The 15,004-nt window shown below is 35.8% G+C and carries 7 protein-coding genes and 5 pseudogenes; 5 read left to right on the top strand and 7 right to left on the bottom strand.

Annotated elements, in window-relative coordinates; all coding sequences use genetic code 11:
• Positions 1-2: 2 nt before the first annotated feature.
• Entirely contained in the window at positions 3-2,663 is a 2,661-nt protein-coding gene (gene secA, locus OPR24_RS02055; protein ID WP_265033667.1) for a preprotein translocase subunit SecA, read from the bottom strand.
• 219 nt (positions 2,664-2,882) lie between these two features.
• Here secA and OPR24_RS02050 point away from each other — a divergent pair, with 219 nt between their 5' ends.
• Together OPR24_RS02050 and OPR24_RS02045 are read left to right on the top strand one after the other, a co-directional pair.
• On the top strand, positions 2,883-3,164 hold the full coding sequence (locus tag OPR24_RS02050) for a hypothetical protein (RefSeq protein ID WP_265033665.1): 282 nt from the start codon (positions 2,883-2,885) through the stop codon (positions 3,162-3,164).
• Between the two features lie 51 nt (positions 3,165-3,215).
• Positions 3,216-4,227, top strand: a pseudogene (locus tag OPR24_RS02045) (IS630 family transposase).
• 10 nt (positions 4,228-4,237) lie between these two features.
• On the opposite strand, the pseudogene OPR24_RS06595 reads toward OPR24_RS02045, so the two are convergent.
• From OPR24_RS06595 to OPR24_RS02015, 6 genes and pseudogenes are all read right to left on the bottom strand, one after another.
• Positions 4,238-4,309: pseudogene (locus tag OPR24_RS06595) on the bottom strand (phage tail tube protein); the annotation flags it as partial.
• Positions 4,284-4,694: a DUF3168 domain-containing protein gene (locus OPR24_RS02035; protein WP_265033027.1), complete on the bottom strand. Its 411-nt coding sequence runs from the start codon at positions 4,692-4,694 to the stop codon at positions 4,284-4,286. The pseudogene OPR24_RS06595 and the gene OPR24_RS02035, both read right to left, overlap by 26 nt.
• A gap of 25 nt (positions 4,695-4,719) precedes the next feature.
• Positions 4,720-4,863 (bottom strand): annotated as a pseudogene (locus OPR24_RS06590) (WPE palindromic element domain-containing protein); the annotation flags it as partial.
• A gap of 58 nt (positions 4,864-4,921) precedes the next feature.
• Positions 4,922-5,107: a head-tail connector protein gene (locus OPR24_RS02025; RefSeq protein ID WP_265033025.1), complete on the bottom strand. Its 186-nt coding sequence runs from the start codon at positions 5,105-5,107 to the stop codon at positions 4,922-4,924.
• Complete coding sequence (locus tag OPR24_RS02020; protein ID WP_265033023.1) at positions 5,104-5,346, bottom strand: hypothetical protein; 243 nt, start codon at positions 5,344-5,346, stop codon at positions 5,104-5,106. The genes OPR24_RS02025 and OPR24_RS02020 overlap by 4 nt, the downstream gene beginning before the upstream one ends.
• An 85-nt stretch (positions 5,347-5,431) precedes the next feature.
• Positions 5,432-6,443: pseudogene (locus OPR24_RS02015) on the bottom strand (IS630 family transposase).
• A gap of 886 nt (positions 6,444-7,329) precedes the next feature.
• Here OPR24_RS02015 and OPR24_RS02010 point away from each other — a divergent pair.
• The 3 genes and pseudogenes from OPR24_RS02010 to OPR24_RS02000 all read left to right on the top strand — a co-directional run.
• Positions 7,330-7,485, top strand: a pseudogene (locus OPR24_RS02010) (transposase); the annotation flags it as partial.
• 119 nt (positions 7,486-7,604) lie between these two features.
• Positions 7,605-10,268 carry an ATP-dependent chaperone ClpB gene (gene clpB, locus OPR24_RS02005; protein WP_265033663.1) on the top strand — a complete coding sequence of 888 codons (2,664 nt, stop codon included), beginning with the start codon at positions 7,605-7,607 and terminating at the stop codon, positions 10,266-10,268.
• Positions 10,269-10,295: 27 nt separating this feature from the next.
• Positions 10,296-14,999 (top strand): NAD-glutamate dehydrogenase, encoded by a 4,704-nt coding sequence (locus OPR24_RS02000; protein ID WP_265033971.1) that lies wholly within the window; start codon positions 10,296-10,298, stop codon positions 14,997-14,999.
• Positions 15,000-15,004: the final 5 nt, after the last annotated feature.

Raw genomic sequence — 15,004 nt, 5'->3', positions numbered from 1 at the left:
TATTAGCTCACCACAGTAACCGCGCCGTGGCAGTGTTTGTATTTCTTTCCGGAGTTGCAAGGACATTTGTCGTTTCTTGAGACTTTGGGAAGTCTGTTATTTCTCGCAGAATGTAATCTATTGCCTATCTCTTGGTTGTCTGCCAACTTAAAGTGTGCTAAGCGATGAATGGTGAGTTCCTTCCATTTTTCAAGCATTGACTCAAACATCAAGAAAGCTTCGCGTTTAAATTCATTCAGTGGGTCTTTCTGCCCCATGGCACGTAAGCTTATGCTTTGTCTTAAGCTTTCTAAAGTTGAAAGATGCTCCCTCCATAAATGATCGAGTGTCATGATCATTACTTGCTTCACGATCGTATTCCACAAATCTGTAGTGTGCTGACTGTTGAAATATTTTTCTTTCTCAGTAAAAAATTCTTGTATCTTATCATTTATATAATTCAAAGCTTCTTGTTTGTTTAAAAACTTTGCTAAATCTTCTTTATCAAGCGTTATTCCATACTTTGTATGGAATTCTTTGACTATATCTTCAATATAATCCTCATAATAGCCACTTTGGATTATACCTTCTACTATGCTCTCATTTACTTCGCTATATACTTCAAGTAAATCATTAATTTCGTTGCCTAAGATATTGTTTCTCTGCTTAAAAATAACTTTACGTTGGTTGTTGATTACGTCATCAAACTTAAGCAAAGACTTCCGCACATCATAGTTTCTAGCTTCAACTTTCTTCTGCGCCTTCTCAAGTGCCTTATTGATCCATGGATGATGAATAGCTTCGTTATTCTTTAACCCTACTTTTTGTAAAAAGCTTCTCATTCTATCAGAACCAAATATTCTCATTAGGTCATCTTCAAGCGATAAAAAGAACTTAGAAAGTCCAGGATCCCCCTGACGACCAGAACGGCCGCGTAATTGATCATCTATTCTCCTGCTTTCATGTCTTTCGGTTCCAACCACGCATAAACCACCAGCTTTTATAGCAATTTCCTTATCTTTTTTTACTCTTTCGACTATTTCTTGGTATTTTTTTTCTCTTTCATCAGCATTTTTTATCTTCTTTAGCTCTACCTTTGCAATCATTTCAGCGTTTCCACCGAGTTGAATATCAGTTCCACGTCCTGCCATGTTAGTTGCTATAGTGATACTACCTGGCACTCCAGCTTGTGCTATTATGTACGCCTCTTGTTCATGATAACGAGCATTCAATACTGAATGCTTAAGAGAATGGCTTTGCAAAAGCGCAGAAAGCTTCTCAGAGTTTTCGATGCTTACCGTGCCAACAAGGACCGGTTGAAGGCGTTTGTGGCATTCTTCTATAAACTTCAACACAGCATTAAATTTTTCTTTTCCTGTGCCATAAATTTCATCATCAATATCAACTCTTTTTACAGGTACATTGGTTGGAATTTTTACTACATTTAGTCTGTATATATCACGAAACTCTTCTGCCTCTGTTGCTGCTGTTCCAGTCATTCCGGAAAGTTTATTGTACATACGAAAGTAATTCTGAAATGTGACCGATGCTAAAGTTTGGTTTTCATGCTGAATTTCAAGATTCTCCTTCGCTTCAAGTGCCTGATGAAGACCATCGGAATATCTCCTGCCCTCCATCATACGCCCAGTAAATTCATCAATAATCACTACCTTGCCATCCTTTACTATATAATCTTTATCAGCAGTAAACAGCTTATGTGCACGTAATGCTTGGTCTATATAATGAGTCATTATCATGCTGTCAGTATCATAGAGCGAGGAATTTTCAGGAATGAGATTGTATGACCTGAGTAGTTCTTCCACTCGTGAAATACCATCTTCAGTAAGGAATACTGCCCTACCCTTTTCATCCACCTCATAATCAGAGTCAACTAATTTGGTTACTATTTTATTGATATGCTTATATATCTGATTGTTTTCCTCAATCTGGCCAGAAATAATAAGCGGAGTGCGAGCTTCATCAATGAGTATTGAGTCTACTTCATCAACTATTCCGTAGTGAAAGCCTCTCTGAACCATGTCTTCTTGAGAAAATTTCATATTGTCTCGCAGGTAATCAAAGGCAAGCTCGTTATTTGTGGAATACACGATATCTGCACTGTAAGCCTCTTTTCTCTCTTCATCTGTCAAGTTATTTGTGATAAACGCAACAGAAACCCCAAGAGAATTATATAATTTGCTCATCCACTCTGTGTCTCGTTTTGCAAGATAATCGTTAACAGTTACGACGTGCACGCCTTTCCCTTCTAAGGAATTTAGATATGCTGCTAAAGTTGCAACGAGTGTCTTTCCCTCTCCTGTTTTCATTTCTGATATCATGCCATTATGGAGCACCATTCCACCAATCAGTTGAACATCAAAATGTCTCATGTTAAGAAACCTTCGAGAGGCTTCGCGCACAACCGCAAATGCAGGTACGAGAAGATCATTTAACGTTTTCCCATTTTTCAATTCCTGTTTTAATTCTTGAGTTTTACCAGCAAGCTCCTCATCAGATAAGCTCTGCATTTCTGTTTCTAATGCATTTATTTGCTGAACAATTTTCCTGAAGGATTTTATTATCTTCTTGTTTGTTGACCCAAATATCTTTCTTATAAAAAAGAATGACAACGTAAAAATGAAAAATATAAGAATGGCTGTCAAAATTAGCGGAGAATCTAGCATAAACTTAAGTAACGTCTTATTTAATATGAGATTATATTACTAAATGCAGCCTACAGCAATGACATATTAGATTTGGGGAGTCTTTATACTTAAGATAGAAAACAAAATCAACCCTGTTCGGCACTGTTATCGAAATATTAAAGAATCTGTTGCATTATCTTAGGCACTTGGTGACTTTAATTTTTTATAGAAAGAAGTTATTCGTAGGTTTAGTAGGGTATGAATGTAGAAAATAAGCAGTCTGAAGAACTTGGTAATCCTAAATTTAAGAAGAGAGATGGCACATCAACAGGTTATCAAGGTCGCAAGTATGAAGTAAAATTATTAATGCTGTATCTACTTCATGGGTTAAGTAGTAAAATTGACTTTTGGTTAGCATCAAACATAGAAGGTTTTGGAGCCTTTGATGATATTTTTTTTGAGTATAAAGATCAGAAGAACAAATCGAGAATTATCTTGGTTCAAGCTAATACCAATTCCCACTATACAAAGAACGGATAGACAATAATGGAAAAAAAGCCATACTAAAGTAAGTGAAGTAGCGAGGTATAAATGGCATTAAGATCAAAATTATTGGATGAAAAAGTAGTAGAATCAGCAAAAGAAATGCTGAAGAAAGTAAGGAACAATGCATATGTTTCAAAAAAACTAAATGCTGTAATTGCGGCAAAAAAGCATAGTATAACGGCTGTAGCAAAAATATATTGAATTTCAAGAAGCGCACTAACTTCGTGGATAAAACTCTTGAAATTTGGCAGAGAAGAAAAACTGTTTGCTCCTCCATCACGCCGTAGAAAAACTAAATTAAATCAGGCTCAACTACAGCAAATTGAAGCATGTATAGAAGAAAATCCTAATATTACCATTAAAGAAATGAGAATAAGAATCCAGGAAAAGTTCGGATTAAATATCAGCAAATCTACAGTACACCGCCATATGCAAAAGATGAAATTTTCATATATTACACCAAGACCAGTACACAACGTACAAGATAAAAGTAAACAAGAGGAATTCAAAAAAAAATCTCAATGAAGTTATTGGCAAGTATCCAGAAAAAGAGCTATTTTTCTTTGATGAATCAAGGTTTGGCACACATTCGAAAGTTGGGCATGGATGGTTTAAAAAAGGCACTAGGACTCGGGTTAAAATAAAATTAGGTAGGCATAATTTTTATCTCTACAGTGCAGTTAATCCTAAAAATGGAGAGAGTTTTAGCTTATTTGCACTAAATGTTAACACTGATTGCATGAATGTATTTCTTGAGCAAATGTCGCAATATCTAGGGACAAGAGAAGCTGTTCTTGTTATGGACTGTGCTAGTTGGCATAAGTCAAAAAATTTAAAGGTAGCTAAAAATATTGAGATTATATACCTACCTCCATATTCACCTGAACTCAATCCTGTTGAGAGGCTTTGGTTATACATAAAACAGAACATTTTGCGCAATAAAATATACGATACAATTGCTCTGCTTTAGGGTGCTTTGTGCAAATTTATTACTTCTCTTGCCAGCTCCACAATTAAACAACTCTGCAATTTCTCCTATTTGACTGATCAACAATGAGAATTGGTATTAGGTTTCGTATATTATTTAACACAATAAAATTATTGTCATGATCTTTAATTTTTAGCTGTAATTTGCTCATTATCACCTCCTTTCATTAAAATATCAAAATTAATTGTTGAATGTAAAATCTCATCGTGCTGACTCATAGCACAATTACTTTCCAAAATAGTTTCATTATCAGAATATTTAATACTCTTAAGTATCAAGTTAATATACCTTATAATGGCAAACATACTGCCTATATGATGGGTATATATGTCGCATGAAAATCTTGCCTTTGTAGCAAAATTGGACAGCATATGCAGATTATTATAATTCACTACATGCAATCTCAGGTAAGGAATGGTGACCTGTTTAGGTAAGTAGTCATAAATGTTAGTAACATATTTCCTTAAATCAGAGTTTGCTTTTAGTGCTTCATAAATGCTACTGTACAACTCGTTTATAGCTTGAATTTTTTCCATGATTAATCCTCAGATTTACTCAGACGCGGCTGTACGGACATTGCAATTTGCAGGCAATTTGCGTGGCAGATGGTGTCATTCCAGTGCTTGACACTGGAATCCAGCTTTTGATCGAAAATGTTGTATAGTGCACAATCAATTTTTCTGGATCCCAGTGTCTGGGCACTGGGATGACACCCTTCTGGTGGACAATGTTTGTACAGAGCTACTTGGATGACAAGAAAGAGCTACAAAACAACCTTTGGTTCGCGAAATGGAGAATACACCTTCTTCACTTCAGACAAATGGCTACTTACCCACGATTCACGATCTTTGTAAATAGCAGAAACATGCCGCATAATACCTAGTTTTATCTGCTCAGGAACATTGTCATAGCTAGCCTCGTATACAACATCAACTCTTATTGCATTCAAATAATTGAAAAACTCAACGTAGCCCCTACATCACTAAAATAATACTTAAGTGTTCTCTTCTCTTGACCTTTAGACATCATTGCAGTAGCCAATACTATCTTACTCACAGGGCCATAGCTTAAATAGATCCTACGAGGTACATAATATTCATATGAAACTTGCCATGTTTGTTTCACCAGTGACTTTTCCATATGCCACTCAGCATAATCAGTTGCCATAAAAATTAGATCTGAAATCAACTTATCATCTTGATCGTTCTCAATGCGTAAAAAAGATTTAACCTCTTCTAAAATAACTGGAAAAGATTCAGACTTATACCAATTCTCATTGTTGGTCAGTCAAATAGGAGAAATTGCAGAGTTGTTTAATTGTGGAGCTGGCAAGAGAAGTAATAAATTTGCACAAAGCACCCTAAAGCAGAGCAATTGTATCGTATATTTTATTGCGCAAAATGTTCTGTTTTATGTATAACCAAAGCCTCTCAACAGGATTGAGTTCAGGTGAATATGGAGGTAGGTATATAATCTCAATATTTTTAGCTACCTTTAAATTTTTTGACTTATGCCAACTAGCACAGTCCATAACAAGAACAGCTTCTCTTGTCCCTAGATATTGCGACATTTGCTCAAGAAATACATTCATGCAATCAGTGTTAACATTTAGTGCAAATAAGCTAAAACTCTCTCCATTTTTAGGATTAACTGCACTGTAGAGATAAAAATTATGCCTACCTAATTTTATTTTAACCCGAGTCCTAGTGCCTTTTTTAAACCATCCATGCCCAACTTTCGAATGTGTGCCAAACCTTGATTCATCAAAGAAAAATAGCTCTTTTTCTGGATACTTGCCAATAACTTCATTGAGATTTTTTTTTGAATTCCTCTTGTTTACTTTTATCTTGTACGTTGTGTACTGGTCTTGGTGTAATATATGAAAATTTCATCTTTTGCATATGGCGGTGTACTGTAGATTTGCTGATATTTAATCCGAACTTTTCCTGGATTCTTATTCTCATTTCTTTAATGGTAATATTAGGATTTTCTTCTATACATGCTTCAATTTGCTGTAGTTGAGCCTGATTTAATTTAGTTTTTCTACGGCGTGATGGAGGAGCAAACAGTTTTTCTTCTCTGCCAAATTTCAAGAGTTTTATCCACGAAGTTAGTGCGCTTCTTGAAATGCAATATATTTTTGCTACAGCCGTTATACTATGCTTTTTTGCCGCAATTACAGCATTTAGTTTTTTTGAAACATATACATTGTTCCTTACTTTCTTCAGCATTTCTTTTGCTGATTCTACTACTTTTTCATCCAATAATTTTGATCTTAATGCCATTTATACCTCGCTACTTCACTTACTTTAGTATGGCTTTTTTCCCATTATTGTCTATCCGTTCTTTGTATAGTGGGAATTGGTATTACAACACCTTGTCATTGCAGTTGTGTGTCACGCGCTGCCGAAATTGGATGCGAGAAGTCCATTTATTTTAGAAAATATTATATAGAAAGTTGCTTGACAAACTCCGCCAGCCCCCTTATTATGACAATAAGGGTATTTATGACTCAAAACTTGTTTTTGACCTGCAGGCTCAATGACAAAACTCAGTAAAAAACTCAGGGTATTTATTGGCGGATTACATAAAATTATAGCGGCTGCATGTCTTTTTTATTTTTTCTACATTCAGCCAAATCACGCTTATTTTAAGCGTTCGCACATTATTACAGCGCCAGTTTAAAGTATTAGAGAGTCAAAACTCGCACCACGGGAGTTCTTTGCCTTTTTTTTCATTTGGTAAATTTCTTAATGTTTGTAGCTAAAGCAACTTAAGAGACCAAAAATGGTGTCATTCCAGCGCGTGACGCTGGAATCTAGTCTTTATTATGCAGCCACTTATTTAAAGTTAAGTTTCCTGGATCCAAATAGTCAGGGCACTGGTATGACACCTTGACGATTTGAAGAATCGTCATCCCGCTACGTGTTAGCGGATGAGATACCGCGGCGTTATGACGGTTCGCGGTGGTATAGTAATTCGTCATCCCGCTTCTTGTTAGCGGGATCTAGAGATACCGAGGCGGTATGACGTAGGACTGCTGTCATTCCAGTGCTTGACACTGGAATCCAGCTTTTATGCAACCTCATCAAAAACATTCATTTAGTATAAGATCAGCTACTTTCCATGCTAGTTTGCTTATAAACAAGCAAACTTTTCTGGATCCCAGTGACCTTTGTTGTATTGCCAAAGAGATGAGTCGTTGAGCGCTCTTTTGCTTGGTTGGAAAAGTGTAGGCGGTTGTGGAAAAATTGCGAACGTAAACTCAATACCAGCTTGCAAATGATTGTCCTTTCCTTCATTTCTCTCCTATTACGAAGATTTTAAACAGGTTCTTAAGAAAGTTTTAAATTTTTGCAGACCATACCTAACAATAAACAACTTTAGGTTTAAATTTATGAAATCAGTTGTTATATACATAAGCAAATACGGATTTAACTGGTGTTATGGACTTAAATAAATTTACTGAAAAAGCAAAAAGTCTAATTCAAAGTGCTCAGATGAAAGCGTTGGGAGCTGGGCATCAGATTTTTATGCCTGAACATTTACTAAAAGTAATGCTTGAGGATGAATTAGGTTTAGTTCAGGATTTGATAAACGCTTGTGGTGGAAATGTGCAAAGTATTTCTGATGCTGTGGATAGCGCAATAAAAAAGCTGCCAGTAATTGAAGGTCCAGGAAGTGGGGGCCTTCAACTTTCAAGGGAAATAGCAAAAGTTTTTGAAGATTCAATTGGTATTGCTCGGAGGAATAAAGATTCGTTTGTTGCCGTTGAGCGTTTACTGCAGGGCCTCACTGCACAAAAAGATGATACTGTAGGCAAAATTCTGGCAGAGAATGGTGTGACTCCACAAAAACTGAACTCAGTTATTGCAGAAATGAGAAAAGGCAGCAGTGCGGACTCGCCAAACAGTGAGGAAAAATTAAACGCGGCAAAGAAATATACAAAAGATGTTACAGAGCTTGCTATGCAAGGCAAGCTTGATCCTGTAATTGGTCGTGATGAAGAGATCAGAAGAACTATGCAGGTGTCACTGAGGCGGACAAAAAATAATCCAGTGCTGATAGGTGAACCTGGTGTTGGAAAAACTGCAATAGTCGAGGGGCTTGCAAACAGAATTGTTGCAAATGATGTGCCACTTGGTTTGCGTGATGCAAAGGTTTTAGCTTTGGATCTTGGTGCATTAATCGCTGGAACGAAGTTTAGAGGAGAATTTGAAGAAAGGTTAAAAGCAGTGATTAATGAAATTTCAAAAACAGAGGGAAAAGTTATCTTGTTTATAGATGAGCTTCATACTTTAGTTGGAGCAGGAGCAACAAGTGGTGCAATGGATGCCTCGAATCTGCTGAAGCCTGCTCTTGCGCGTGGAGAAATTCGCTGTATAGGAGCCACAACTTTAGATGAATATCGTGAACATATAGAAAAAGATCCTGCACTTGCACGGCGTTTCCAGCCTGTGTTTATCTCTCAACCAACTGAAACTGATACCATTTCAATACTCAGGGGTTTGAAGGAAAGATATGAAGTGCATCATGGTATAAGAATTACAGACGGTGCAATAATTGCTGCTGCAACGTTGTCCAATAGATATATAACAGATAGGTTTTTACCTGATAAAGCAATTGATTTGATTGATGAAGCAGCAAGTAGGGTGAGAATTGAAATGGATAGCAAGCCTGAAGTTATTGATGAACTTGAGAGAAAGGTTATACAGCTAAAGATTGAAGCAGAAGCTCTAAAAAAAGAAAGTGATGAAAATTCTAAACAGCGTTTAAAAAAGATAAATGAAGAGATCGAAAATCTAAACAGTAAATTTGCTGACTTGAGCAGCAAATGGCAGATGGAAAAGAATAAAATAGCTAGAATACAAGAAACAGTTGAAAAATTAGATAACGCCAGAAAAGAGCTGGAATTGGCTCAGCGGAGTGGAAATTTAGGAAAAGCAGGAGAGCTGATGTATGGTGTGATCCCTCAGCTTGAGAATGAATTAAAAAATCAGGAAAAGGTTACTGATAGTTTCTTAAAGAAAGAAGTGACTGGAGATGATATTGCAAACATTGTTTCAAAGTGGACAGGAATTCCAGTTGATAACATGATGCACAGCGAAAAGGAAAAACTTCTTAACATGGAGAATGAAATAGGAAGAAGAGTAATAGGGCAAAAAGGCGCGATAGAAGCAATAAGTAATGCAGTTAGGCGCTCTCGCTCTGGTGTGCAAGATACTAATCGACCTTTCGGTTCATTTTTATTCTTAGGCCCAACCGGGGTTGGAAAAACAGAACTGGCAAAAGCCCTTGCTGAATTTCTGTTTGACGATCAATCAGCGCTTTTGCGTTTTGATATGTCAGAATACATGGAAAAACATTCTGTTTCAAAGCTAATTGGCGCGCCTCCAGGGTATGTTGGCTATGAGCAAGGTGGCAGATTAACCGAAGCAGTAAGAAGAAGGCCATATCAGGTTATTCTGTTTGATGAAATAGAGAAGGCAAATCCAGATATATTTAATCTATTGCTGCAAATCTTGGATGAGGGTAGACTCACTGATAGTCATGGCAAATTAGTTGATTTTCGCAACACCATACTGATCTTAACTTCTAACCTTGGTGCAGAGATAATGCTTAAGGGAGTTACAGAAAATGAGACTCTACCTCCTGTCATCCAAGTAGCTGACACTGGGATCCAGATGCAGATTCCAGCGTCACGCGCTGGAATGACATCGGAAGGAGGAGTTGCTAACTCTGTAAAAAGCGAAGTGATGCAAATAGTTAAATCAGCATTTCGTCCAGAATTTTTAAACAGGCTGGATGAAATTATTATATTCCACAGTTTAACCAGAGATGACATCTATAAAATTATAGATGTTCAATTTTCTTATTTACAAAAAACACTTGCTAAGCGTAAACTGAGTATAAGTTTGTCGCAGGAAGCTAAAGAACTAATAGCACAAACTGGCTATGACCCTGAATATGGAGCAAGGCCCCTAAAAAGGGTTATACAAGAGTGTATTCAAAATAATTTAGCTAAATTAGTTTTATCAGGGAAAGTAGTAGAAAATGATGAGCTAATAGTGTACGCTCTTGACAATGAAATCTTAGTTAAAAAGGTTTAAGTTCACTGTGTATTTTTGTTAAAAAAAATGTGTATAGATCATAATGTTGACACTGAGTCTTTATTTGAGTTAGTTGATCAAGAAAATCAGCAAGATAAAGAAAAAATTAAAAGATTTATTAAGTATTTTTATAGTTTTGTTTATAAAAGCGACCTAAAAGCCAACGATAAGTTTTTGCTATATATTGTAAACGATGCTTACAATTTTGTTTCTCAAAAAGAGAAAGATGAAAGTAAGTTAGTAGTAAGCAATATAGATGATATACCAGGAATAGAAGGAGATTTTACCACGATTAAGATAACAAACGATGATATGCCATTTTTGGTTGATTCTGTTATTGCAACTATTAAATCGCACAATTTAACCATATGCTATTACAGCAACAGCATAATTAACATTAAAAGAAAAGATGGCCTAATAGATGAGATTTACTCTTTGGAAGAAAGCAATGGAGTCAAAGAGTCAGTTATATATGTAATTATCAAAGGTATAAGTGACAGTTTTGTTGATACATTAAAAGAATCTCTACAAAAAACGCTGAAAGCAGTTAATTGCGTTGTGAAAGATTGGCACTTAATGCTCAAGAAACTTGATGAAGCAAAAAGTCTTCTTTTTGCCATCGAGCAGCCAGTGTCGAATGCTGGAGTGATACCAGGAAAAGATTTCTTAGATTGGCTAAAAAACAATAATTTTGTATTTCTAGGTTATCAAGAATATATTGCTGGTAAAGATGAAAAACTCGTCTGTGATAGCAAAAAGGACCTTGGCCTGAGAGTAGGTCAAAGTACGTTGATTCCTTCTGCAAACCTTGATTCCCTATACATATTGAGATCAGATCTAATCTCAATAGTCCATCGGCGTACATACATGAATTGTATAGGAGTAAAAGAATTTGATGACCAGGGTAATGTAGTAAAGGAACGGCGTTTTTTCGGGCTATTTACTTCTGTAGCGGAGGTCCAAGATATTCGAACTATTCCAATAATAAGAGATAAAGTTAAAGTTATAGAAAAAAATGCAGGGTTTGTAACCGGGGGCCACAATAACAAAGCTTTAATTTCTATTTTACAAGCATTCTCTTGTGATGAATTATTCCAATCAAATGAAGACGAATTATTTAAAATTTGCATTTCGATCATGTCTCTTGCGATTAGGCCAAGGGTCAGATTATTTTTAAGAAGAGTAAGGGATTTTATTAGTTGCATAGTGCTGATACCAATGCGTTATGCTAGCGCTAGGCTAATGTTCAAGATACGTGACATATTGAAGGATGAGACAAGTGCAGAAAGTTCAGATATTTATAACAATCACATTATCAATGAATATGATTTGATGAAATTGCATGTAGTGCTAAAGACCAAAAATGCTAGTGTTCCTGATGACGAAGTTTTGCGTATCGAAAACAAATTAAGGAACATTACGGAAAAGTGGGAAGATCGTTTTATAGACAATTTATATAATACTTTTAGTACTGTTGAGGATATATTCATCCGTTATTGCAAGGCATTTCCAATAAGCTATCAAGAGAGTTTCGAACCTCATTACGCATATTACGATATGAAAAAATTGGAGATAGTGAGGAAAAAAGGAGTTAGCGAGGTCGATTTAAGACTTACTTGTGATAATCTTAATTATCAATTAAAGGTTTACACTTCGAGCAATGGAGGTCTTGAATTATCGAAGATATTAAGAATTACTAAGAATTTGGGAGCTAAGATTCTATCTCATAATGGCTATTACATAGAAATTAACGGCGGAATATGGATACACCATTTTGTGTTGTCAAGAGTCGATGAATTAATAGACAACATTACTCTAAAAGAGCAATTTGAAATAACACTTGCGAAAGTGTTTAGAAAGGAAATTAAAAATGATTATTTCAATAGTTTGGTCATTATTGCTGGACTGGAGTGGAAAGAAGTGCTTCTGGTTAGAGCGTTAAGTGCTTACCTAAAGCAGACGTCATTTAACTACAATCCAGAATATATCCAAAAGGTAGTCTCAGAGTATCCAAAAATAGTAAAGTATTTGATACAACTATTTCATGCAAGATTTGATCCTAGCATAGACATTGATAGAGCAGAAACCACGGACATTTTCATAGAAAAAATTGAGGAACTTCTAAAAGAGATCAGCAATGTTTCACATGATTACGTTTTGCGCTCAATATTTAACTTGATAATGGCTATTTTAAGGACCAGTTATTATCAAGACGATAAACCATATTTATCTACAAAATTTGACTCAAATAAAATAAATGGTTTGCCTGATCCTCGTCCATATCGTGAATTGTATATTTATTCAAATCTTTTTGAGGGAATACATCTAAGAGGAGGGAAATTGGCCCGTGGTGGCTTAAGGTGGTCGGATAGGACGGAAGATTTTCGCACTGAAGTTTTGGGGCTCATGAAAGCTCAGATGACAAAAAATGCGGTTATTGTACCTGTTGGCGCAAAGGGTGGGTTTGTAATTAAGCAAGTTTATAAAGACAAAGATATTTTAAGAGAGAAAGGTGTTGAATGCTATAAGAGTTTTATCAGGGGAATGCTTGACATTACTGATAATGTAGTTAATGGCAAAATAATTCCACCAGAGAATGTGATTAGGTATGATGAGGATGATCCATACTTGGTAGTTGCAGCAGATAAAGGCACTGCTTCTTTTTCTGACTATGCAAACCAAATAGCCTCTGAATACAATTTTTGGCTTGGCGATGCATTTGCATCTGGTGGATCAGCAGGTTATGATCACAAAAAAATGGGTATTACAGCCAGAGGTGCATGGATTGCAGCGCAGAGGCATTTTTGGAAAATGAATAAGGATATTTACCAAGATGCAACTGTTATTGGAATTGGAGATATGGCTGGCGATCTATTTGGAAACGGTATGCTGCTTTCAAAAAATATACATTTAATCGGCGCATTTAACCATATGCATATTTTTATTGATCCAAATCCTAGTGCAGAAAAGAGTTTCACAGAGCGTAAACGTCTCTTTGAGTTACCATTTTCAACTTGGATGGATTATAACAAAGATTTGATTTCTAAGGGTGGAGGAGTATTTGAGCGTAGCAGCAAGCAAGTAAACATTTCTCAAGAAATAAAAAAATGCTTTGATATAACAGAAGATATGCTACCTCCAAGTGATTTGATTAGATATCTACTCAAAGCAGAAGTGGACTTCATATGGAATGGAGGAATTGGCACGTTTGTTAAGGCAAAGAGTGAAAATCATAGCATGGTCGGTGACAAAGCAAACGATGAGTTAAGAGTAAATGGTAAAGATATTAGAGCTTCTATGTTTATAGAAGGCGGAAATTTGGGATGCACACAGCTTGGAAGAATAGAATATGCTGAAAGAGGTGGATATATCAATGCAGATTTTGTTGATAATTCAGCCGGAGTGATATGTTCGGACCTTGAAGTTAACATCAAGATTGCATTTGTTTCAGCTATGAAAGCAGGGGGTGTTTCTTTAGAAAAAAGGAATGAAATACTGGCAAGTATGGTAGACGAAGTTGCATCCAAAGTGCTTGAGAACCACAACAGAATTGAAACAAAAGCATTACTTCTTGAGTGTTTGCAAGCTAAAGAGAGATTGGAGCAGCACCACAGGTTACTGCTCAGTTTAGAAAAATCTGGGCTGTTAAACCGAAGCGTAGAATTTCTTCCAACTGAAGAAGAGATAGCAAGGATGTTAACTAGTGCAGAAGGTTTCAGTTCTCCTCAGCTTTCTATTCTAATGTCTTATGCTAGAACGGCAATAAAAAATGAAATTATACATTCCGATCTGCCTGAAAAAGATCTTATATCTAATGACTACTTGCTAGGTTATTTTCCTAAAAAGATGATAACAAAGTTTAAGGATTTCATATTAAAACACCAACTTCGTAGAGAAATTATCTCTACTTGCATTGCAAATGATGTAGTGAATAGAATGGGCTGTATATTCATCAATAATTTGGCTGAGAACACTGGAATTAAGGTACAAGAAGCGGTTAACATATATATTGTTGTTAACCACCTGTATGATTTAAACAGCCTGTGGCAGAAAATTGATGAATTGGATGGAAAAATTGATGTTAACTCATACTTACAAATAGTGAGGAACGTGCAGAAATTTATTGGCAGAGTATCGTTTTGGTTAGTGAAAAATCTTGGCAAGCTTAGCTTTGTAGAGTTGGATGATGTTACAAAATTTAAAGATGCAATTGAAACTTTAGGCCAGAACTTAACTGATGTTTTAGATGAACACCTATTAAAGGTCTATAGCCATGGATCAACTTCTTTAGTAGAACTTAATATAAATAAAGATCTAGCAAAAAAAGTTGCTGATCTATGCGTTCTTGCTTATGCACTGGACATTATATCTGTTGCTGAACAGACATCTTTGTCCATTCTTGATGCTGGTAAAATATACTTTGAGTTAAAGTCGCTGTTAAGATTCGATCTGATTAGAACAATTGCCATCAAGATGAAAAGCCGCTCTTCTTATTGGGATCGCAGCTTAGTTAATGATTTATTGGACGATTTAAGCAATTACCATCACAAGCTAGCTGTTAAAGTCATAAAAGCTACTGATAACCCCGAAGATAAGGTTCAAACCTGGGCTTGTAATGATAAGGACTACATAGAACGTTATAATAGTTTTTTAGATGAGATAGTTGCTTCTAAACTTGATTTAAGCAAATTAATATTTATAATCAGGAGGATTAAAGTACTTGCTTCATAGGAAAA

Source organism: Wolbachia endosymbiont (group A) of Sicus ferrugineus, from assembly GCF_947251515.1.
GTDB lineage: Bacteria > Pseudomonadota > Alphaproteobacteria > Rickettsiales > Anaplasmataceae > Wolbachia.
The sequence above is the reverse complement of the archived record's forward strand: the minus strand, read 5'-3'. Positions and strand labels throughout refer to the sequence as shown.